General features: G+C 73.1%; 15 protein-coding genes, 1 tRNA gene and 1 riboswitch. Of the genes, 7 read left to right on the top strand and 9 right to left on the bottom strand.

Annotated elements, in window-relative coordinates; translation table 11 throughout:
* Positions 1-311: 311 nt before the first annotated feature.
* Positions 312-860: a MarR family winged helix-turn-helix transcriptional regulator gene (locus ACZ470_RS39895; protein ID WP_468434862.1), complete on the bottom strand. Its 549-nt coding sequence runs from the start codon at positions 858-860 to the stop codon at positions 312-314.
* A gap of 122 nt (positions 861-982) precedes the next feature.
* Here ACZ470_RS39895 and ACZ470_RS39890 point away from each other — a divergent pair, with 122 nt between their 5' ends.
* Positions 983-2,257 carry an MFS transporter gene (locus ACZ470_RS39890; RefSeq protein WP_468434863.1) on the top strand — a complete coding sequence of 425 codons (1,275 nt, stop codon included), beginning with the start codon at positions 983-985 and terminating at the stop codon, positions 2,255-2,257.
* A gap of 43 nt (positions 2,258-2,300) precedes the next feature.
* Here ACZ470_RS39890 and ACZ470_RS39885 read toward each other — a convergent pair whose 3' ends face one another.
* Complete coding sequence (locus ACZ470_RS39885; RefSeq protein ID WP_468434861.1) at positions 2,301-3,950, bottom strand: SpoIIE family protein phosphatase; 1,650 nt, start codon at positions 3,948-3,950, stop codon at positions 2,301-2,303.
* A 172-nt stretch (positions 3,951-4,122) separates the two neighbouring features.
* Positions 4,123-5,502, bottom strand: a complete 1,380-nt coding sequence (locus tag ACZ470_RS39880; RefSeq protein ID WP_468434860.1) for an NAD(P)/FAD-dependent oxidoreductase — start codon at positions 5,500-5,502, stop codon at positions 4,123-4,125.
* Between the two features lie 376 nt (positions 5,503-5,878).
* Here ACZ470_RS39880 and ACZ470_RS39875 point away from each other — a divergent pair, with 376 nt between their 5' ends.
* A complete protein-coding gene (locus ACZ470_RS39875) occupies positions 5,879-6,655 on the top strand; it encodes a TetR/AcrR family transcriptional regulator (protein WP_468434859.1) in 777 nt (258 codons plus the stop codon).
* 528 nt (positions 6,656-7,183) lie between these two features.
* On the opposite strand, the gene ACZ470_RS39870 is transcribed toward ACZ470_RS39875, so the two are convergent.
* Complete coding sequence (locus tag ACZ470_RS39870) at positions 7,184-9,310, bottom strand: asparagine synthase-related protein (protein WP_468434858.1); 2,127 nt, start codon at positions 9,308-9,310, stop codon at positions 7,184-7,186.
* 716 nt (positions 9,311-10,026) lie between these two features.
* On the opposite strand from ACZ470_RS39870, the gene ACZ470_RS39865 reads away from it, so the two are divergent.
* The 4 genes from ACZ470_RS39865 to ACZ470_RS39850 all read left to right on the top strand — a co-directional run bounded on the left by ACZ470_RS39865 (position 10,027) and on the right by ACZ470_RS39850 (position 15,427).
* Positions 10,027-11,451, top strand: coding sequence for an MFS transporter (locus ACZ470_RS39865; RefSeq protein ID WP_468434857.1), 1,425 nt, complete (start codon positions 10,027-10,029; stop codon positions 11,449-11,451).
* 63 nt (positions 11,452-11,514) lie between these two features.
* A complete protein-coding gene (gene lhgO / locus ACZ470_RS39860; protein ID WP_468434856.1) occupies positions 11,515-12,768 on the top strand; it encodes an L-2-hydroxyglutarate oxidase in 1,254 nt (417 codons plus the stop codon).
* A gap of 401 nt (positions 12,769-13,169) precedes the next feature.
* Positions 13,170-14,024 (top strand): tRNA (guanosine(46)-N7)-methyltransferase TrmB, encoded by an 855-nt coding sequence (gene trmB, locus ACZ470_RS39855; protein ID WP_468434855.1) that lies wholly within the window; start codon positions 13,170-13,172, stop codon positions 14,022-14,024.
* 29 nt (positions 14,025-14,053) lie between these two features.
* The gene (locus ACZ470_RS39850) at positions 14,054-15,427 is read left to right on the top strand and encodes a PrsW family intramembrane metalloprotease (RefSeq protein WP_468434854.1); all 1,374 of its coding nucleotides are present in this window, start codon (positions 14,054-14,056) and stop codon (positions 15,425-15,427) included.
* Positions 15,428-15,531: 104 nt separating this feature from the next.
* On the opposite strand, the gene ACZ470_RS39845 is transcribed toward ACZ470_RS39850, so the two are convergent.
* The 5 genes from ACZ470_RS39845 to ACZ470_RS39825 form a co-directional block, all read right to left on the bottom strand.
* Complete coding sequence (locus ACZ470_RS39845) at positions 15,532-16,548, bottom strand: M23 family metallopeptidase (RefSeq protein WP_468434853.1); 1,017 nt, start codon at positions 16,546-16,548, stop codon at positions 15,532-15,534.
* A 12-nt stretch (positions 16,549-16,560) separates the two neighbouring features.
* A riboswitch (cyclic di-AMP (ydaO/yuaA leader) is annotated at positions 16,561-16,718 on the bottom strand.
* Positions 16,719-17,013: 295 nt separating this feature from the next.
* A tRNA-Met gene (locus ACZ470_RS39840) sits at positions 17,014-17,087 on the bottom strand.
* Between the two features lie 63 nt (positions 17,088-17,150).
* Positions 17,151-18,284: a dihydrofolate reductase family protein gene (locus ACZ470_RS39835; protein WP_468434852.1), complete on the bottom strand. Its 1,134-nt coding sequence runs from the start codon at positions 18,282-18,284 to the stop codon at positions 17,151-17,153.
* A 78-nt stretch (positions 18,285-18,362) separates the two neighbouring features.
* Complete coding sequence (locus ACZ470_RS39830) at positions 18,363-19,022, bottom strand: response regulator transcription factor (protein ID WP_468434851.1); 660 nt, start codon at positions 19,020-19,022, stop codon at positions 18,363-18,365.
* A gap of 29 nt (positions 19,023-19,051) precedes the next feature.
* Positions 19,052-20,053 carry a HAMP domain-containing sensor histidine kinase gene (locus ACZ470_RS39825; protein WP_468434850.1) on the bottom strand — a complete coding sequence of 334 codons (1,002 nt, stop codon included), beginning with the start codon at positions 20,051-20,053 and terminating at the stop codon, positions 19,052-19,054.
* A 418-nt stretch (positions 20,054-20,471) separates the two neighbouring features.
* Between ACZ470_RS39825 and ACZ470_RS39820 the strand changes: the two genes are divergently transcribed.
* Positions 20,472-20,744, top strand: a complete 273-nt coding sequence (locus tag ACZ470_RS39820) for a DUF3040 domain-containing protein (RefSeq protein WP_468434849.1) — start codon at positions 20,472-20,474, stop codon at positions 20,742-20,744.
* The last annotated feature ends 102 nt before the right edge of the window (positions 20,745-20,846 follow it).

Genomic DNA, 20,846 nt, shown 5'->3' with positions numbered 1-20,846 from the left:
CTTCCCTTCGGTGTTTCCGACTCTATCAGATCTTTTTCTCGACCTGACCCCCAGTCAGCGGGGTTTGTCTTCCCGGCCGTTGGGCCGTTCCGACGTCTCAAACCTTAGCGGACTCTCTCCGTGTTTCCCAAATCGAGGGTTGGAATTGAATTCGGGCATGCCGAAATCGTTCCCACTGGGAGGTCGTGCTGAGGTTTTGAGTGCCGCGTGTGCGGCGGAAGGTGATGCCGAAGAACCGTTACGGCCCCGTGGCAACCCGAAGAACTTTACGGATCGGCAGGGGGGCTGTCAACCACCGCTCCCCAGATCTTTCAGTCCAGGTCGCTGAGACGTCCGCCGGCGTCCGGCTGGGCGTGCTCCACCCGGCGCAGGAGGCGGGTGAGGATCTCGCCGAGGGCCGTCCGTTCGTCCGGGTCGAGGTCCTGGAGGAGGTCCTCCTCGAAGACGGTGGCGAGCCGCATCGCCTCGAGCCACTTCTCGCGGCCGGCGGACGTCAGCTCCACGATCACGCGGACCCGGTTGCTCTCGTCCCGCTCCCGGTCGACCAGACCCTCGGCGACCATGCGGTCGATGCGGTGGGTCATCGCGGCCGGTGTCAGGCCCAGGCGCTTCGCGAGGTCGCTGGGGCCCATGCGGTACGGGGCGCCGGAGAGGACGAGGGCCTTGAGGACCTCCCAGTCGGCATTGGTGATGCCGAGCTCGGCGGTCTGACGGCCGTAGGCGACGTTCATCCGGCGGTTCAGCCGGGACAGCGCGTTGACGATCTTCTCGACCTGGGGGTCGAGGTCCTGGAACTCGCGCTGGTACGCGGCGATCTGCTCTTCGAGTGTCGGCTCGCCGAGGCCGGAGGTGTCGCCCATGGCCGCAGTATGGCACGCCCCTCCTTTGCCTTGAAGTCCTTCCATGTGTAGTCTTTAGCATCGAACTTTAGCTTCTAAGTCTTCACTCCTAACTTGTGAGAGAGGTGAACGTGACCAGGGCGATGGGCGCAGCGATGCGCCGGATCCACGTGGGCAACGCACTCAGCGCGTTCGGGCTGGGCTTCACGGTCCCGTATCTGTACGTCTATGTGGCGCAGGTACGGGGACTGGGAGCCATGACGGCGGGTTTCGTACTCGCCGTCTTCGCCGTGGCGGCGCTGATCGTGCTGCCGTTCGCCGGACGGGCGATCGTCCGGCGCGGCCCGCTGCCGGTGCTGCTCGTCGCCCTGGTCACGGCATCGATCGGCGCGCTGAGCCTGGGTCTGTCGGGTGGTGCGGCTTCCATCCTGTTGTCGGCGGCCGCCCTCGGTGCCGGCCAGGCGGTGATGCAGCCGGCGCTCGCGACGATGATCGTGGACTGCTCGACCACGGAGACCCGGTCGCGGGCGTTCGCCACGCAGTTCTTCCTCCAGAACCTGGGTCTCGGCGTCGGCGGACTCATCGGCGGTCACCTCGTGGACCCGACGGAGGCCGGTTCCTTCACTCTCCTCTTTTCACTCGAAGCGGCGATGTTCCTGCTGCTGGTCGTGGTGATGGCGACGGTCCGGATGCCGCACGCGCCGCGCGTCGAGGGCGCCCCGGTGCAGTCGGCCAAGGCGAGCTGGAAGCAGTTGCTGGGCAACCGGGCCATGGTGCAGCTCTGTGTGCTGGGCTTCGTACTGTTCTTCGCCTGCTACGGACAGTTCGAGTCGGGGCTGAGCGCGTACGGCGTCGAGGCCGCCGGAATCTCCACCTCCGCGCTGGGGACGGCACTGGCCGCGAACACTCTGATGATCGTGGTGGCGCAGTTCGCGGTGCTCCGGTTCGTGGAGCGGCGCAAGCGCTCGCGCGTCATCGCGTCCGTGGGGCTGATCTGGGCCGTGGCGTGGGTCGTGGCCGGGTACGCGGGGCTCGGTAACGGGAGCCAGACGATGGCGACCGCCGCGTTCATCTCGACGTACGCGCTGTTCGGGCTCGGGGAGGCGATGCTGTCGCCGACGCTCGCGCCGCTGGTCGCCGATCTCGCGCCGACCGGGATGGCGGGTCAGTACAACTCGGCGTTCGCCCTGGTGAAGCAGCTCGCGCTGGCCGTGGGTCCGGCGGTGGGCGGGCCGCTGGGTGCCTCGCTGCACGCTCCGTACGTCGTGATCTTCCTGCTGTTCTCGCTGGGCATCACCGTTCTGGCGGTGCGGCTGGGGCGGCAGCTCACGGAGGTGCAGAACCAGCCGTCGGTGGCGCGGAGCCGTGTGGTGGTGCAGGGTGGCACGGCGACGGGGCAGGCTCCGGCGCACGTCTGAGCCACGCGCCTCCGGCCCCACCCCCGCACGCCCACGGCTACGGCTACGAGTCGGCGGGCTTCGGCAGCAGGAACTCGCACCAGACCGCCTTGCCGCCGCCCGGGGTGCGCCGGCTGCCCCAGTGGGAGGCGATCGTCGCGACGATGGCGATGCCCCGGCCGGACTCGTCGCCGGGCTCCGCGCGGCGGCGCCTCGGCAGATGGTCGTCGCCGTCGGTGACCTCGATGATCAGGCGGCGGTCGGTGCGGCGCAGCCGCAGCCGCATCGGGGGTGTGCCGTGCTGGAGGGAGTTGGCGACCAGTTCGCTGGTGGCCAGGACCCCCAGGTCGTGCAGCTCGACGGGAAAGCGCCAGCTGGTCAGCACGCCGGAGGCGAAGGCACGCGCGCGTGGGGCCGCCTCCACGCCGCCGAGCAGTTCCAGCGCGGCGTTGCGGAAGAGTTCGCTCTCCGCTCCCTTGCGGGCGGGGTGCTGGAGGACCAGGACGGCGACGTCGTCGTCGTGGTCCGGGGTCACCCCGGCGGAGCGGACCAGGCGGTCGCAGACGACCTGGGGGCCGCCCGTCGCCCCGGCGAGGGCGCGCTCCAGGGCGGCGATGCCCTCGTCCAGGTCCTCGTTCCGCCGTTCGACCAGGCCGTCCGTGTAGAGGACGGCGGTGGCGCCGGGGCCCAGGGGGACGGAGCCGGAGGCGTGCATCCAGCCGCCGGTGCCGAGCGGGGGGCCGGTCGGTTCGTCGGCGCGCTGGACGGTGCCGTTCTCGTCGCGGACCAGGATGGGCAGGTGGCCGGCGGAGGCGTACACCAGGCGGCCCTCGTTGGGGTCGTGGATGGCGTACGCGCAGGTGGCGATCTGGTTGGCGTCGATCTCCATGGCGAGGCCGTCGAGCAGTTGGAGGACCTCGTGCGGCGGGAGGTCGAGCCGCGCGTAGGCCCGTACAGCCGTACGGAGCTGTCCCATCACCGCCGCCGCGCGCACCCCTCGCCCCATGACGTCGCCGATGACGAGGGCGGTGCGGCCGCCGCCCAGGGTGATCACGTCGTACCAGTCGCCGCCGACGGCGGCCTCGGTGCCGCCGGGGTGGTAGGTGGCGGCGATTCGGAGGTCGTCGGGCTCCTCCAGTTCCTGGGGGAGGAGGGAGCGCTGGAGGGTGACGGCGGTCTCGCGCTGACGGCGCTCGCTGGCGCGCAGGCGTTCGGCGGCCTCGGCGTGGTCGGTGACGTCGGTGGCGAAGACCAGCACCCCGCGGCCCTCGCCCTCGGTGACCGGGGTGCAGGTGAACGTGTAGGAGCGGCCGTCGGGGGCCTTGCGGGACTTCACCGTGCGGGGCTTGCCGCTGCGCAGGACCTGGTCGAGGAGGGGCAGCAGGCCGAGTGCCTCGAGCTCGGGCAGGGCTCCGCGGGCGGGGGCGCCGAGCGGGCGGGCGCCGAAGGCCGCCGTGTAGGCGTCGTTGACGTAGGCGATGCGGTGGTCGGGGCCGTGGACCAGGGCGACGAGGTAGGGGACGCGGTCCAGGACCTCGCGCACTCCGAGCTCGTCGACGGCGGGGACGGGCCGTACGTCGTCGGTGAGTTGTTCGGCGCGGGCGGCGGGCACGGAGCCCTCTCCCCGCCGGTCCGGGGAGACCGTGTGCTCGTTCCGCGCTGCGGCGCGGCGCTGCGTTCCGGGGAGCCGGGCGCTCCAGCGCGTGAAGTTCACGAATCCTTGCCTCGTGTAGTTGTCGGCGGCCGGAAACCGGGACCGGCCGGGGCCCCGGGGCCGCACCGGGGTGGGCGGGGGCCCGCCCGCGGTGGTGGACCAGTCTGGCAGGGTGCCGACCGGGCCGACATCCGTCAGACGTCGGCCCGGCCGGTGGAGTTCCTGGGTCCGGTCAGGACGACCCCTTCGGGTTGTGCGGGGGGTCTTGAGAAGGCTTTCCACCGGCCGCCAGTTCGAACTCCGCCCGGGGATGTTCGAGTGACCCCAGGGAGACGATCTCCCGTTTGAAGAGCCCCGCGAGCGTCCATTCGGCGGCCACGCGCGCCTTCCGGTTGAAGGTCGGAACCCGGCTGAGGTGATAGGTCCGGTGCATGAACCAGGCGGGATAGCCCTTGAGCTTGCGCCCGTACACCTGCGCGACGCCCTTGTGCAGCCCCAGGGAGGCGACGGAACCGGCGTACTTGTGGGCGTACGTCTCCAGCGGTTCACCGCGCAGGGAGTGGACGACGTTGTCGCCGAGCACCCGCGCCTGGCGGAGCGCGTGCTGCGCGTTGGGGGCGCACTCCCGCCCCGGCTCCCCCGCGGTCACATCGGGCACGGCGGCGGCGTCCCCCGCGGCCCAGGCGTGTGCGGCGCCCTCGACGGCCAGCTCGGCGGTGCACTTCAGCCGCCCCCGCCCGTTCAGCGGCAGGTCGGTGGCCGCGAGCACGGGGTGCGGCTTCACCCCGGCGGTCCACACGACCGTACGCGTGGGGAAGCGTGACCCGTCGCTGAGCACGGCGACCCGGTCGGCGCAGGAGTCGAGCCGTGTCTCCAGGCGTACGTCGATGTTGCGCCGGCGCAGTTCGGTGACGGTGTACCGCCCCATCTCCTCCCCGACCTCGGGCAGGATCCGGCCGGACGCCTCGACGAGGATCCACTTCATGTCCTCGGGCCGGATGTTGTGGTAGTACCGCGCGGCGTAGCGGGCCATGTCCTCCAGCTCGCCGAGCGCCTCGACGCCCGCGTAGCCGCCGCCGACGAAGACGAAGGTCAGGGCGGCGTCGCGGAGGGCGGGGTCACGCGTGGAGGAGGCGATGTCCATCTGCTCCAGCACGTGGTTGCGCAGGCCGATGGCCTCTTCCACCGTCTTGAAGCCGATGGCGTGCTCGGCGAGGCCGGGGATCGGCAGCGTGCGCGACACGGAACCGGGGGCGAGCACCAGTTCGTCGTACGTGATCTGCCGCCCTCCCGTGCCCTCCTCGTCGGTGGCGAGCGTGCCGATGGTGGCCGTGCGCTTGGCGTGGTCGATGCCGGTGGCCTCGCCGATGACGACGTGGCACCGGCCGAGGACACGACGCAGCGGTACGACGACATGCCGAGGGGAAATGGCGCCGGCGGCCGCTTCGGGAAGGAAGGGCTGGTACGTCATGTACGGATCCGGGGTGACCACCGTGATCTCGGCCTCGTCCCGCTCGAGTTCCCGTTTCAGCTTCCGCTGGAGACGCAGGGCCGTGTACATCCCGACGTAGCCGCCGCCGACAACGAGAATGCGCGCACGTTCCTTCACCATCCCATGACGCACCCACCGCTTGCGTTTGTCCACAGCCCCGACGAATTGTGTGACCGGACTCCGGCGCACGCCGGGTTGGCCGATTCACCGGCCCTGATGGAATACCCACAGGTCAACAGCGGTAAGTGCCACTCCACCCATGGGTACATTCAGGACGTATACGACCCGTACTCCGATCGAGGGGCGCTCCGTGCGGAACCTGCCCCTTCTGAATTGACTCCCTCTCAACTATGTTCGTGTGTCGATGGGGTGTAGGGGGATGCGCTCATCGGTACCGCGACGGGCGGGATCGATACGGCGGGCCTGTTCCGCACGCCCCGGCCATCAATGGCGGGGAGAAGTCTCCGGGGGGAGACGTCATTACCGGGGGAAGCGTATGCATGTTCAGGATTCTCATTGGTCTTCCGCTCTCGCGTCCGGCGCCACGATGAACGCGCCCACCGGCGGTGGACGCCCGGACGGGGCGCGCACGACACCGCTGCGCGTGGACGCCCAGCGCAATCTGGAGCACGTGCTGCGGGCCGCGCGTGAGGTGTTCGGCGAGCTGGGCTACGGCGCGCCGATGGAGGACGTGGCGCGGCGGGCACGGGTCGGTGTGGGCACGGTGTACCGGCGCTTCCCGAGCAAGGACGTCCTGGTGCGGCGGATCGCCGAGGAGGAGACCTCCCGGCTGACCGACCAGGCGCGTGCGGCGCTCGGGCAGGAGGACGAGCCGTGGTCGGCGCTGTCCCGCTTCCTGCGCACGTCGGTCGCCTCCGGCGCGGGGCGGCTGCTGCCGCCGCAGGTGCTGCGGGTGGGTGTGGCGGAGGAGCACGGTCTGTCGGACCACGCGCGGTTGCCGCAGCAGCGGACGCAGGGGGCGGGGGAGTTGCGGCTGGTGCCGGAGGCGCCGGCTGGGCCGGCGGCTGCCTCGGCTGGCTCGGCCGGCTCGCCGGAGGACGACGCGGGGGCGGGGGAGCTGCTGGATGTCGTGGGGCAGTTGGTGGAGCGGGCGCGGGCGGCGGGTGAGTTGCGGGCGGATGTGTCCGTGTCGGACGTGCTGCTGGTGATCGCCACGGCGGCGCCGTCGTTGCCGGATGCGGCGCAGCAGGCGGCGGCGTCGGCGCGGTTGCTGGACATCCTGCTGGAAGGTTTGCGCTCACGCCCGGCGTAGGGGTGGTCGTCCGCACCGGTTCCGTGTGCACGTGCTTGGGGGCGCCCCGTGTTGGTGTGGGCCCGGCGCGGTACGGGTGCCCTGCACTGGTGCGGGCCGGGGGGTGTCTGCGCAGCCGGCGCTTACGGGGTGCCGTCGCGCCCACCCTCCCCCACTCTCGGCTTCGCTCGAGCGGGAGGTACCCCCATCGCCCCAGCGGCACGACTGCCCGCGGCGGGCGGGGCAAGCGGCTGGCCGCGGAGAGCGGCGAGCGGCCGCGGCTGACGCGCCAGGCGGTTGTCCGCAGACAGCGGCGGACGCGGCACGACTGCCTGCGGAGAGGGGCAGCAGGCGGCTGCTCGCGGAGAGGGCGGGACGCAGTGGCCGCGCCCCTGGCGGCGGATTGCCGCCTGCGGCGCGGAGGGGACGGGGCGGGGGTGGCCGCCCGCAGTGGCTGGCGCGTCCGCGCCCTCAGCCCCTCCAAGAAACGTGATGCGCGCCAGTCCGAGGACGGACACCCCCGACCCGGCCCCGACCCACCCACCGGACTCAGCGGAGCCCACCCGCACCCGCGCCCAAAGCGCCGCGCTGGGGGGCGATTCCGGCTGGTACCGCTCGTTGGCGGGCGGGGGTGCCCGTCCAGCATGTGCCACGGCGGGCCAGCAGACGCCGCAGCCACACCTCCAGTGCCACCAGATCCGCCAGCCCGTCCAGCGGCAGCAACTCTCCCTGCGCCGCACCCCGCAGCGCCTTCCGCACCACCCGCGCCTCGACCAGCCCCGCCTCCGCCAGCAGCGGCGTGTCGAACAGCGCCACCAGCGAGTCCGCCGCCACCCGCAACCCGGTGCGCGCCGCGACCCCGGACGTGGCGGCGCCCGGCACCCCCCACCCCGCCGGCAGTTCCCGCACCCCCGCCCCCTCCAGCACCGACCGCAGGATCGACGCCCGCGCCCCCGGCTGCACCCGCAGCGCCTCCGGCAGCGCCCGGCACGCCCGTACGACCTGGTTGTCGAGGAACGGCGCGTGCAGCCGCTGGGACCGGATCTCCGCCGCCTGCTCCAGCACCCGCAGATCCGCCGCGTGCCGGGCCAGCGCCGCCCGCGCCCGGAAGTCCCCGGGCCGCTGCCCGGGCACCACCTCGGACCGCCGCGTCGACGCCTGGAGGCGAACCGATACTTCAGCCAGTGCCTCCCCGGTCAGCCAGCGCGCCGCCGGCCCGGGTCTGCCCCAGGTCAGCGCGGCCAGCGAGGCATCCGCGGCGCCCCCGGGCCCGTCGTCGTCCAGCCGCCGGTGCAGCAGCCGCTCCGCGAGGGACTCCAGGCCCACCCGGTACGGCGTGCGCGCCAGCCGCCGGGCGGCCGCGTACACCCGCGCGGGAACCATCACGGACCCGTCGGCCTTCGCCAGAGCCGCGACCGGCCGCACCAGATGCCGCCGCTTGCGGTCCATCAGCAGATCGGCCAGCCGCGCCGGGTGCGCGTCGAGCACCTGCTTCGCCCCGTACCCCGTGAAGTGGTCCGCGCTGCCCGCCGCCAGTCGCGCCCGATGCCGCGCCGCCGACACCAGCGAGGGCCCGGGTTCGTCGGTCAGCGGCCCGTCCAGCTCGACATAGGGCAGGGTGTCCTCCCCGCCCGCCACCACCACGTGGTGCAACCGCGGGTTCGCCGCCAGCGCCCCCGCCCGCTCCAGTTCCTCGTCGTCCCGTCCGCCCGCCGCGCCCCCGCCCGCGAGGTCGTTGAAGGTGACGGCCAGCAGCCGCTCCCCCGCTCCCGTGCCGTGCCCCAGCACGGTCCCCGGCATCCCGGGCAGCCCCGCGGCCAGGAGGGCGAGTGCCCCGGAGGCCGGCCCGCCGGACAGATCGGCTCCGATCCCCGGCACCGGAATCCCGCGAGCCGCCCGCCGTTCGGCGGGCCCCATCCCCGGCACGGGCCCGGGATCGACATCGGCTCCGGGAACGTGCCGGGGCGCGGCCAGCCGGGTGCGTACGGCCTCCACCAGCGCGTCCCGTACGGCGTCCACCGCGTGGTCGGGGTCGGCCGGCGGGGCGGCGACGGCGAGCGAGGCGACGGGTTCGTACCCGGCGATCTCGCGCGCCCCCGCGCGAAGGATCAGCGCGTGCCCCGGCGGAACGCGCTTCACGCCGTCGTACGGGGTGGAGTCGTACAGCGCGGCCGGCACATCGGGCGCGGCGAGCAGCGCGGCGAGGTGCCCGAAGTCGAGGTTGGCCTCGATGAGGTCGGCGAGCGGCAGCGCGGCGGTGGCGTAGGCCGTACCGCCCGCCCAGGGGGTGTGGAACACGGGCCGGGCGCCCGCGAGGTCGCCGCAGACGGTGATCCGGCGGCCCACCCGCACGACGGCGGTGTAGCTCCCGGGCCAGGCGGTCAGATGCCGCAGTGCCCCGCCCCGCGCGGCGAACAGCGCGACGCGGAGTTGTTCGTCGGTGGCGCCGCAGGTGCCGAGGACGGCGATCCGGGTCTGTTCGTCGGCCTTGACCACCCGCACCTCGTCGGGGCGCCAGTCGCCGACCGCCCACAGCGGGTCGGGGTCGCCCCACAGCAGCTGGGATCCGACGGGGTGCACGGTCTCGCCGTCGACCCCGGTGGCGCCGGCGGAGCCGTTGGGTCCGAACCCCATGGCTCCCGCGGCGGTGCTGCTCCATCCCACCAACCACCGCATCGCGCCTCCACAGACTGTGGACAACCAGTGCACCGTACGAACCGGTTCCCCATGCTGCCATGAAGGAGGCGCTCGGTAGGGGTGCCGGAGCCGTATGTGCTCCGTCGAATGCGCCCCGGCGGATCCATCCGCCCGCCCCGGACGGGCGCCCGCCACAGAGCGGTCACCGTATCGGCGCCGTTCGACCGGCCACGCTGCCGCGACGCGAATGCGCCCCCACAGCGCGCCCCCAAAACCTCCAACGCGCCGTCAACTGCCGTGGTAGAAGCGCTGATACCCCGGGAACAGCCTGGGTCGATTTTCAGCCAAATCGAAGCGGTGAGGCCAGTCTCGAACACGCTCCGTACAGGCTCTGCGCACCGCTGGGCGGTCGCGCGGCCCGGGAGACGAGGCTCGCCTCCCGGACCGTTCCGCCACCCGCGGGGATGTAGGCGGCGGTGTCCCCCAGCCCACTGGATCCAGTACAGCGGGCCGACCCACGCAACGACCATGGAACCGCTCCCGTGATGGCCGGAGAAGAGCGCACGCACGGGCGCACGGCCACACACCGGGAGCACGCCGCAACTGCGCGTATCGGACCCGTACTTCAGTACGGACCACAATCCCGCCATCCGGAAGAATGCCCCTTAACGCTTGGGATGCGGCGAACTACGCTGGGTTTACGAATGCCGCGTGGTTATGCCAGCGCGGCAGCCGTCTGTGTCGAGGGGTGGCGCATGTCCAGGGAGCAACGCGGGCCGAACGAAAAGCTCGGCGCCGTTCTCGCCCTCGCGGGAATCTCCAACGCGGGCCTCGCGCGGCGCGTCAACGACCTTGGCGCCCAGCGAGGACTGACGCTTCGCTACGACAAGACGTCGGTGGCGCGCTGGGTGTCGAAGGGCATGGTGCCGCAAGGTGCGGCTCCGCACCTGATCGCCGCCGCCATCGGCCAGAAGCTGGGCCGTCCTGTGCCGCTCCACGAGATCGGCCTGGCGGACGCGGACCCCGCACCCGAGGTGGGCCTCGCCTTCCCCCGGGACGTGGGACAGGCGGTGCGCTCCGCGACGGAGCTGTACCGGCTGGACCTCGCCGGCCGCAGGGCCGGATCGGGCGGCATCTGGCAGTCGCTCGCCGGATCGTTCGCAGTGAGCGCATACGCAACGCCCGCCTCGCGTTGGCTGATAACCCCGGCCGACAGCTCGGTGGCGCGCGAGGCGAACCCGGCCGACGGCTCCGGCGCACCGCTCAAAGTCGGCCACAGCGATGTGCGGAAACTACGGGAGGCCGCCGAGGACGCCCGGCGCTGGGACTCCAAGTACGGCGGAGGGGACTGGCGTTCGTCGATGGTTCCCGAATGCCTGCGCGTCGAGGCGGCCCCGCTGCTGCTCGGCTCCTACTCCGACGACGTCGGCCGCTCCCTCTTCGGCGCGGCGGCCGAACTCACCCGCCTCGCCGGCTGGATGGCCTTCGACACCGGCCAGCAGGAGGCCGCCCAGCGCTACTACATCCAGGCCCTGCGTCTGGCCCGTGCGGCGGCCGACGTGCCCCTCGGGGGCTATGTGCTGGCCTCCATGTCCCTCCAGGCGACCTACCGCGGCTTCGGCGACGAGGGCGTGGACCTCGCCCAGGCCGCGCTCGAACGCAACCGGGGCCTGGCCACCGCCCGCACCCTGAGCTTCTTCCGCCTCGTCGAGGCACGCGCGCACGCACGCGCGGGTGACGCCCAGGCGGCCGGCGCCGCGCTGAAGTCGGCGGAGAGCTGGCTGGAGCGCTCCCGGCCGGGCGACAGCGACCCGACGTGGCTCGGCTTCTACTCCTACGACCGTTTCGCCGCCGACGCCGCGGAGTGCTACCGCGACCTGAAGGCGCCCCGCCAGGTCCGCCGCTTCACCGAGCAGGCGCTGTCCAGGCCGACGGAGGAGTTCGTGCGCTCGCACGGGCTGCGGCTCGTCGTCTCGGCGGTCGCCGAACTGGAGTCCGGCAATCTGGACGCGGCCTGCGAACAGGGCGTCCGCGCGGTGGAGGTCGCGGGCCGCATCTCGTCCGCCCGCACCACGGAGTACGTCAAGGACCTCCTGCACCGTCTGGAGCCCTACGGTGACGAACCCCGCGTGGTCGAACTGCGCGAGCGCGCCCGCCCGCTGCTGATGACCACGGCATGACGGCGGCGACGGCACCGGCCGGAAGGGGCGGCTCCCGGGTTTGAAGGCATTGTCAGTGGCGCAGTGCACTATCGGAACCGGGAGGTGGTGCGGGTGTCGGTGCGGTCGTACGACTGCGACGTGCTGGTGATCGGCGGCGGGATCGTGGGCCTGTCCACGGCGTACGCGCTCACCCGTGCGGCGCCGGGCACGCGGGTCACGGTGCTGGAGAAGGAGCCCGGTCCCGCCCGGCACCAGACGGGCCGCAACAGCGGCGTCATCCACAGCGGCGTCTACTACCGCCCCGGCTCGCTGAAGGCACAGTACGCGGTGCGGGGCGCCGCGGAGATGGTCAAGTTCTGCGCCGAGTACGACATCCCGCACGCCGTGACGGGCAAGCTGATCGTCGCCACGGAGCGCGAGGAGCTGCCCCGGCTGCACGCCCTGGTCCAGCGCGGCCGGGAGAACGGCATCGCGGTCCGCGAACTGAGCGGCGCGCAGATCGCGGAGTACGAGCCCGAGGTGGACGGTCTGGCGGCCATCCATGTCGGCACCACCGGCATCTGCGACTTCGGCGCGGTCGCCCGCCGGCTCGCGGAGGCCGCGGAGGCGTCGGGCGCGGAGATCCGCTACGGAGCGCGGGTGATACGTGTCGACCGCCGCCCCGACCGGGGAGTCGCCGTGCTGACGGCCGGCGGCGACGTCGTCCGCGGGCGGGTCCTGGTGAACTGCGCGGGTCTGCACTGCGACGAGATCGCCCGCCGCACCGGCGACGACCCCGGCGCCCGGATCGTGCCGTTCCGCGGCGAGTACTACGAGCTGGCCCGGCCGGAGCTGGTGCGCGGCCTGGTCTATCCGGTGCCCGACCCGGCGTTCCCCTTCCTCGGGGTCCACCTCACCCGGGGCATCGACGGCGGTGTCCACGTCGGCCCCAACGCGGTGCCGGCGGCGGCCCGCGAGGGCTACGACTGGCGCACGGTGCGTCCGCGCGAGCTGGGCGCGACCCTGGCCTGGCCGGGCTCCTGGCACCTGGCCCGCCGCCACTGGCGGTACGGCACCGGCGAGCTGCACCGCTCGCTGTCCAAGGAGGCCTTCACCTGGGCGGTACGGCGGCTGCTGCCCGCCGTGCGGGAGGACGACCTGGTGCCGGCGCCGGCCGGGGTACGGGCCCAGGCGGTGCTGCGGGACGGCACCCTGGTCGACGACTTCCTGATCCAGGAGACCGCCCGCGCGGTGCACGTGCTGAACGCCCCCTCACCGGCGGCGACGGCATCACTGCCGATCGGACGCGAGGTCGCCCGCCGAGCCCTGACGACACTGACGGAAGCGGGCCGCTGACGGCGGCCGGCGCGTCAGGTGGACGACCACGCGGGCGGAGACCCCCGCTCCCCCTTCCTGCGGGGCAGCACCCCGGACCGAAGCCGAAAGCGGGGGGCTGTGCGTCGTCCGTGGGTGCAGGTTCGTTGTGGCTTGTCGCGCAGTTCCCCGCGCCCCTGGCGGTTGGTCGCGCCCGCGCGGCGGGGCCGGACCGCGATGCAGTCCCGCGCTCCTTCGGGGGAGGCGCCCCCACGCGCCGGGCAGCACGGCCCGCCGTGCGGCAGGCGTCGGTCATGCCGACGGCCGACAAGGCGCTCCGCCGCCGACGGTGGTCCGAGGCAGGGCTCCTGTCGGCCCTCGTCCAGGGGCTCCCGGATTCCGCGCCGGGTTCCCGGCCCGGGCCCCGTAAAATCGGAGGCACTGTGTCTGACACCGCCAACGCCTCCGAAGCCCTCCGTTCCGTTCCCGGCCAGGACTCGCCGCACACGGCCGGGGAGTCCGTCCGCCATACCCGGGCCAAGGGGGAGCCCCGGTTTCCGGACGGCCCGAAGGCCGACCCCGCCGGGTCGCACTTCGAGCGGCGGATCCGCAGTTTCCAGCCGCGTCGCAGCCGGGTGACCGCCGGACAGGCGGACGCGCTCCAGCGGCTGTGGCCGGCCTGGGGCTTCGACATCGACGGCCGTGAACGGCTCGACCTCGCCGAGTTCTTCGGCAACGACAACCCCGTCGTCCTGGAGATCGGCTTCGGCATGGGCGAGGCGACCGCCGCGATGGCCGCCGCCGACCCGGCCACCAACATCCTCGCCGTGGACGTCCACACCCCCGGCCAGGGCAATCTGCTCAACCTCGCCGACCAGCTCGGGCTGACCAACGTACGGGTCGGCAACGGCGACGCGATCATCCTCCTGCGCGAGATGCTCGCCCCCGCTTCCCTCGGCGGGCTGCGCGTCTACTTCCCCGACCCCTGGCCGAAGAAGCGGCACCACAAGCGGCGGCTGATCCAGCCGGAGTTCCTCACCCTCGCCGCGACCCGCCTGGCACCCGGTGCGGTGCTGCACTGCGCCACCGACTGGGAGCCGTACGCGGAGCAGATGCTGGAGGTGCTCACCGGGCACCCCGACTTCGAGAACACCCGCGCCGACGGCGGTTTCGCGCCGCGTCCCGGCTTCCGGCCGCTCACCCGTTTCGAGGGGCAGGGACTGGAGAAGGGTCATGTGGTGAACGACCTGCTCTTCCGCCGCGTATCGCAGGACGAGCAGGCGGAAGACCGAGCCTGATCCAGCCCCGCCTCGTTAGGGTCGATCCCGTGGCCACCAGCCCTCCGTACCCGGCGCGTCCCGGAGCGTCCTCCGGCGGAGCGCCGCGGCATGCGCACTGGTGGCAGCGGCCCTGGGTGCGGTACGGCGCGCTGATCACGCTGCTCACCCTGTCCGGGCTGGTGATCCTGGCGCTGGTGCGGGAGCAGACCGGGACCCAGGGGTTCCTGGTCGGTCTGGGTCTGGCCGTTCTGCCGGTGCCGCTGCTCGTCGCCGCCTTCCGGTGGCTGGACCGGGTCGAGCCGGGCCCCTGGCGGAATCTGTTGTTCTCGTTCGCCTGGGGTGCCTGCGCGGCGGCGCTGATAGCGATCGTCGCGAACAGCTTCGCCACGCAGTGGATAGCCACGGCGACCGCGGACCCGACCGGCGCCGACACCCTCGGGGCGACCGTCATAGCGCCGGTCGTGGAGGAGTCCGCGAAGGCCGCGGCCGTCCTGCTGGTGTTCCTGTTCCGCAGACGCGACTTCACCGGGATCCTCGACGGCGTGGTGATAGCCGGGGTCACCGCCACCGGATTCGCGTTCACCGAGAACATCCTCTACCTCGGCACCGCCTTCGGCACCGACCAGCTCACCGGCGACAGCGGCATCGCCTCGGTCACCGCGGCCACCTTCTTCGTGCGCATCGTGATGTCGCCGTTCGCGCACCCCCTGTTCACCGTGCTCACCGGCATCGGCTTCGGCATCGCCGCGCTGTCCACCGACCGGCAGCGGGTCCGGCGGGTGCTGCTGCCGGCCGGCGGGCTGGTCCTCGCGATGGGCATGCACGCGCTGTGGAACGGTTCCTCGACGCTCGGCCAGTACGGCTTCTTCGCGGTGTACGCGGCGTTCATGGTGCCGGCGTTCGGGCTGCTGACCTGGCTGGTGGTGTGGACGCGGCAGCGTGAGCTGCGGACCGTGCGGGCGGAACTGCCCGCGTACTCGGCCGCCGGGTGGCTCACCCCGGCGGAGCCGTTCGCCCTGGGCTCGATGCGGGCGCGGCGCATCGCCCGGCAGTACGCGCGCCGGTACGGCGGGAGGGCGGTGGCCCGGTCGGTCGCCGAGTACGAGGCGTACGCGACCTCGTTGGCCTTCCTGCGGCACCGGGGGCGGCTCGGACGGGCGGGGACGGACTTCGTCACGCGGGAGCGCGAGTTGCTGCTGGAGCTGTGGCACCGGCGGGCGGCGGCCCGGCCGGCCCTGGAACACGCGGCCCGTGTCATCGCGCCTCCGGTTCCGGTCACCGCGGCGCCGTGGGCGGTGTACGGGGGCCACGGGTACGCGGGCCACGGATACGGGGGCCACGGGTACGCGGGCCACGGATACGGGGGCCACGGGTACGGGCATCCGTACGGGGTGTACGACCCGAACACCCACCGGCCCTGACGGGTCCCGTCGCGCACCGTCCCCGAAAACACCTGACCGGCAGCCCTGACGTCGGGGGGTCGTCGTCGGGACTGCCGGAATTCAGGGAGTGGGAGCCGGGAGGCTCAGACGCTGAGGCCCTTGCCCTGCAGCCAGGCCAGCGGGTCGATGCCCGAGGCGGAGCCGTCGGGGTGGACCTCGAGGTGGAGGTGGGCCCCGGTGGAGTTGCCGGTGGAGCCGACGCGGCCGATCACATCGCCGGTGTTGACCTTCTGGCCGACGCTGACGCTGATGGAGGACTGGTGGGCGTACCAGATCTCGGTGCCGTCGTCGAGGGTGAGCACGGTCTTGTAGCCGTAGGAGCCGTCCCAGCCGGCGGAGGTGATCGTGCCGGTGTGGACCGCCTTGATCAGCGTGCCCGTGGGGGCGGCGAAGTCGAGGCCGGTGTGCTGGCCGGACGACCAGTAGGCGCCGGCCTGACCGAACGTCGAGCTGAGGGTGTACGAGGAGGTCGGCAGCGCGTACTGCTTGGCCAGCTCGGCGAGGCGCTCGGCCTCGGCCTTCTTCCTGGCCTCCTCCTCCGCCTTCTCCTTGGCGGCCTCGGCCTTGGCCTTGGCCTCCTTCTCCGCCTTGGCGGCGGCCTCGGCGGCCGCCTTCTCGGCGGCGGCGACGGCCTCCGCCTCGGCCTTGGCCTCGGCCTGGACCTGCTGCTGCTCGACCTGGGCCATGATCCGGGCGCGCAGCGCCTCGCCGGCGTCGGCGCCCTGCTCGGTGTCGGCGGTGGTCACGCCGATGTCGCTGAGCGGGGTGGCCGAGCCCTTGGGCGTTTCCTCGTCGGAGAGGAGGGAACCCACGTTCGGAAGGTCCGGCACGGAGATCGAGACCGGGGGCTTGCCGGTCTGCGCGGTGGCCATGCCGCCCGCGCCGACGGCCGCTATGACACCGACACCCAGGACGGTGGAGCTGCGGGCGAGTCCTCCGCCGCGCTGCTTGGAGACGCGGTGCCGGCCCCGTACGGGGCGGATGGAATCCGCGGTGGGGTTCCACTCCTCGAAGGGGCCCTCGTCGGTGCGGGTGCCGCCGTAGGCGAAGGTGTCGCTCGGCTTGAACGGGGCCTCGGGGGCAGGCGGGTTGGACGCCACGTGGGCGTACTCCTTTCCTTCCGTCTTCGCCTACCGGGTTAGCTGACGGGTTCGGAGCGGGAAGGTCTCCTACGCGCGTATACGAGCCGTGTTTCCACGGCGGTATCCACGCGATTCACCCCATGGTGGTGGTTCCCCGGTTCCCTTGCGGGATTCGGCGCGTGCGCACGGAGCCGACTTCTGTGACGGCTGGGACGACCGCGCTGCGTTATCGAACGTTAATAGACGCGAGGGCTGGATTCCAAGCCGTTCCTCTTGATCATTAACGATTTTCGCGTGGACGTAAGCGCCACGGGCGGTCAAAAACGGGCGAGTTGACCGCATCTCACGTGACGGATGATTCCTGACGGTGTGTCAGTTGTTATGCGCTGCGGGGTGGATCGCTCACGGTCAGTGAGGGTGGGGGTTCGGGTGGGAAAACACCGAGGGCCGGAATCCATTTCGGATTCCGGCCCTCGGCTTCAGTAGCGGGGACAGGATTTGAACCTGCGACCTCTGGGTTATGAGCCCAGCGAGCTACCGAGCTGCTCCACCCCGCGTCGGTAGGACCAGTGTACGCCATGCGCGGGACACGCCGCACACCCATTACCGGCGGGGCCTCCTCAGCCGCGGAGGAGGTGGCTGTTCGGCGCCTTGGCGCGGTCCTCGTGCTCGGGCAGGAGCACGACGCTGGCGCCCCCGGCCTCCAGCACGCCGCTGCCGTCGGCGCCGGGCACGAAGGTGTCCGGCTCGCGCCAGGCCGTGACCACCCGCCGTACCCCCGCGTCCAGGATCAGCCGGGCGCAGGGCGCCAGCCGGGACGCGCGGCGGGCGCAGGGCTCCAGGCTGGAGTAGACGGTGGCGGTGGCGAGCCGGGGGTCCGTGGGGTCGGTCCTGGCGAGCGCGGCCTCCTCCGCGTGCACCACGGGGTCCGCACCCTCCCGGGAGTGGCCGCGCGCCAGCTCCGTGCCGTCGGCGGCCACCACGACCGCGCCCACGCTGAACGCCGTCTCCGAGGGCGGGCACAGGGTGGCCAGCTCGCAGGCGAGGGCCAGCCAGTGGTGGTCGGCGGCGGAGGGCAGCGGGCCGGTGCCGGGCGCGGTGGGCTCGTAGCGCATCAGGACCACGTCGCCGACCGGGCGGGTCTCCACCAGCCGCAGCCTGCCGCCCTGGTAGGAGCCGGGACCGAAGAGGCGGGGCGCCTCCGGGTCGCCGACGAACAGCGGGGCCACGACCAGCTGGAGCTCGTCGGCGAGGCCCTGGGTGATCAGCTGGGTGTGGATCAGTCCGCCGCCCTCGACCATGAGCCGCCGCACACCGCGCACGGCGTGCAGATGCGCCAGGAGCCGTCGCCAGTCGAGTTCGGTGCCGAGCGGGACGACGTCGGCGGCGAGGCCGAGGGCGCGGGCCCGCTCGGCGCCCTTGTCGGTGGTGTAGAGGACCTTCTCACCGCCGGTGTGCCAGAACCGGGCCGCCGGGTCCAGCTCGCCGGAGCCGCTGACGGTGACCTTGAGCGGGTACTCGGCCCGGCCCCCGGCGAGACGGGCGGCGCGCCGCTCCGGCGAGTTGACCAGCAGCCGCGGATTGTCGGCGCGGATCGTGCCGGCGCCGACCAGGATGGCGTCCACGGACGCCCGCACCTCGTCGACCCGGTCGAAGTCGGCCGGGCCGGACAGCAGCAGCCGCTCGGGGCCGGTGTCGTCCAGGTAGCCGTCGAGGGAGACGGCGGCGGACAGCAGGACGTAGGGGTGGGGCATCGTTTCCTACTCCGGGTGGGGCGGGCGGGCCTGTGCGGGTCCAGTCTGACAACAGGAACGGCGGACCGGTGCCCCGGTTCAGGGCTCGATCAGCCCGACGCGGATGGCGTACCGGGTGAGTTCCAGGCGGTCCCGGAGGCCGAGCTTGGCCAGCAGGTTGGCGCGGTGCCGCTCGACCGTCTTGGGGCTGATCACCAGGAGCCCGGCGATCTGCTGCGAGGTGTGGCCCTCGGCGACGAGTTTGAGGATCTCCTCCTCGCGGTCGGTGATCGCCTTGGCCGGCGGGGTGCGGCCCTCCCGCGCCAGGTCGAGGTAGTGGTGGATGAGGGCGTTGACGGCGCCGGGATAGAGGAAGGGCTCGCCGCGCATGGTGGCGTGGCACGCCTCGACGAGGTCGCGGTCGGCGACGGACTTCAGGACGTAGCCCGAGGCACCGGCGGCGAGGGCCTCGAAGAAGAACTGCTCGTTGTCGTACATGGTCAGGATGAGGATGCGGGTCTCCGGCAGGGTGCGGGAGAGTTCGCGGGCCGCCTGGAGGCCGGTCCGGCGGGGCATCGCGATGTCGAGGATGGCCAGGTCGGGCCGGTGCTCGCGGGCCTGTTCGAGGGCTTCGGCACCGTCGGCGGCCTCGGCCACGACGGTCAGGTCCGGTTCGCCGTCCAGGATGAGGCGAACGCCCCGGCGGACCAGCGCGTGGTCGTCGGCGAGCAGGATGCGGGTGGGGGCCGGGTCGGTCATGTTCAGCGTTTCCGGTCGAGGGACGTCGGTCACGGCGGCGGGGCGTGCGCGGACACGGACCCCCGTACGGGAACGAGGGCGTGCGCGGGGAAACGGGCGGGGACGGGAACGGCCAGGCGCACCTCGGTACCGCCGCCGGCGGCCGGGTCCACGGTCAGCCGGGCGCCGACGAGCAGGGCGCGTTCCCGCATCCCGCGGATGCCCGCGCCCTCCGGCGCGGCGCCGATGCCCCGGCCGTCGTCCCGGACGCGCAGTTCCACACCGCCGGGCACGCGGCACAGGGCGAGTTCGGCGCGGCGGGCGCGGGCGTGGCGGGCGACGTTGGTGAGGCCCTCCTGCGCGACCCGGTAGATGACCAGTTCGGTCTCCCGGTCCAGCTCGGGCAGGTCCGCGTCGAGGCGGTGCCGGACGCTCAGACCGTGGCCGGCGTACTCGGTGGCGAGGGCCTTGAGCGCGCTGGCCGCCCCGAGCTCGTCCAGCACACCGGGGCGCAGCCGGCGGGCGATGCGCCGGATCTCCTCCAGACCGGCCCGGGTGGTCTCCTGCGCCTGCCGCAGTTCCTCACCCACCTCGGGCGGAGCGTGATCGGCCGCACGCTTGAGCTGGAGCAGTACGGCGGTCAGCGACTGGCCGACCTCGTCGTGCAGTTCCCGGGCGACGCGACGGCGCTCGGCCTCCTGGGCGGACAGGGCGCGGGCACTGCTGGTGGCGCGTTCGTCCTCCAGGCGGTCGAGCATGGTGTTGTACGTGGTGATCAGCTCGGCGATCTCGCCGCGCCCGCCGACCGCGGGGCGGTGCCCCGGGCGGAGCAGGTCGGTCGTGGTCATGGCCCGGGTGAGGCGTTGCAGCGGGGCGAGGCCGACGCGGAGCAGCAGGGCGTTGGCGACGAGCATGGCGGCGAGTCCCACGGTGAGGACCGCGGCCTCGGTGAGCAGGACCGGGGTGGACACAGTGACGGGTCCCAGCAGCAGGGCCGTGGCCACGATGAGCACGACGGCGTTCAGCAGGAAGATCCGCCAGAACAGAGGCACCCCGTACCGCCTCCTCGCCGTCGGCCGCTCGCCATGGGCTCCCCGTGTGCGGCGGGAGCCCGACGGCCCGCGGTCCGGGGGCGCGGGCGCGGGCCGTCATCCCCAGCCTGTGTGTCGGAGGGGCCTCGCGCCATCGGTGACAGCCCCCATTTTCGCCCCGGTGCCCGGCCGACCCGGGGCCCCGCGTACGTCGCGGCCCCCAGGGCGGATGGGGCCCGCGACGGATGGCCCCGGGCGTGCGCGGCGGGCGACGCTGGTGTCTTCGCGGCGCGCGGGTGACGAGGTCGGTCCACGGGCAAACTCCTTGGTACCGGGCCGAGTTCGCGGCAGGCCGACGGTTCACCCTGTTTCTCACCGGCGTCACGGAGCCGGCCGTCGGCGGTGTCACCGGGCGGCCGCCCCCTGGGAAGGAGGAGCCGTGTCCCAGTCCGACGACGAGCGCCTGGTCGATCTCGCGGCCCGTCTCGAACACGAGGACCCCCGTTTCGCCCGCTCGCTGTCCGAGGGCCGTCCGGCCCGTCCCCGCGAGTACCGCCGCACGAGCGCCTGGTGGGCGCTGGCCGTCGGCGTCGTCCTGCTGGCCGCGGGCATCGCCGTCCCCGACGGTCTGCTCATCGCGGCGGGTCTGGTCCTCTCGGGGATCGCCGTGCAGCTCCTCGATCCGGACCGGCGCCGCCGCCCGCGCCCCTGAAAACGGCGCGGGGGGGGGGGGGGGGGGGGGGGGGGGGGGGGGGGGGGGGGGGGGGGGGGGGGGGGGGGGGGGGGGGGGGGGGGGGGGGGGGGGGGGGGGGGG

The organism is Streptomyces sp. NPDC031111, assembly GCF_055570675.1.
The sequence above is the reverse complement of the archived record's forward strand: the minus strand, read 5'-3'. Positions and strand labels throughout refer to the sequence as shown.

Coding starts and splice junctions, on each gene's coding strand:
- ACZ470_RS39895 (WP_468434862.1), bottom strand. CDS start 860: ATGGGCGACACCTCCGGCCTCGGCGAGCCGACACTCGAAGAGCAGATC.
- ACZ470_RS39890 (WP_468434863.1), top strand. CDS start 983: ATGGGCGCAGCGATGCGCCGGATCCACGTGGGCAACGCACTCAGCGCG.
- ACZ470_RS39880 (WP_468434860.1), bottom strand. CDS start 5,502: ATGGTGAAGGAACGTGCGCGCATTCTCGTTGTCGGCGGCGGCTACGTC.
- ACZ470_RS39875 (WP_468434859.1), top strand. CDS start 5,879: ATGCATGTTCAGGATTCTCATTGGTCTTCCGCTCTCGCGTCCGGCGCC.
- ACZ470_RS39870 (WP_468434858.1), bottom strand. CDS start 9,310: ATGCGGTGGTTGGTGGGATGGAGCAGCACCGCCGCGGGAGCCATGGGG.
- ACZ470_RS39865 (WP_468434857.1), top strand. CDS start 10,027: ATGTCCAGGGAGCAACGCGGGCCGAACGAAAAGCTCGGCGCCGTTCTC.
- ACZ470_RS39835 (WP_468434852.1), bottom strand. CDS start 18,284: ATGCCCCACCCCTACGTCCTGCTGTCCGCCGCCGTCTCCCTCGACGGC.
- ACZ470_RS39830 (WP_468434851.1), bottom strand. CDS start 19,022: ATGACCGACCCGGCCCCCACCCGCATCCTGCTCGCCGACGACCACGCG.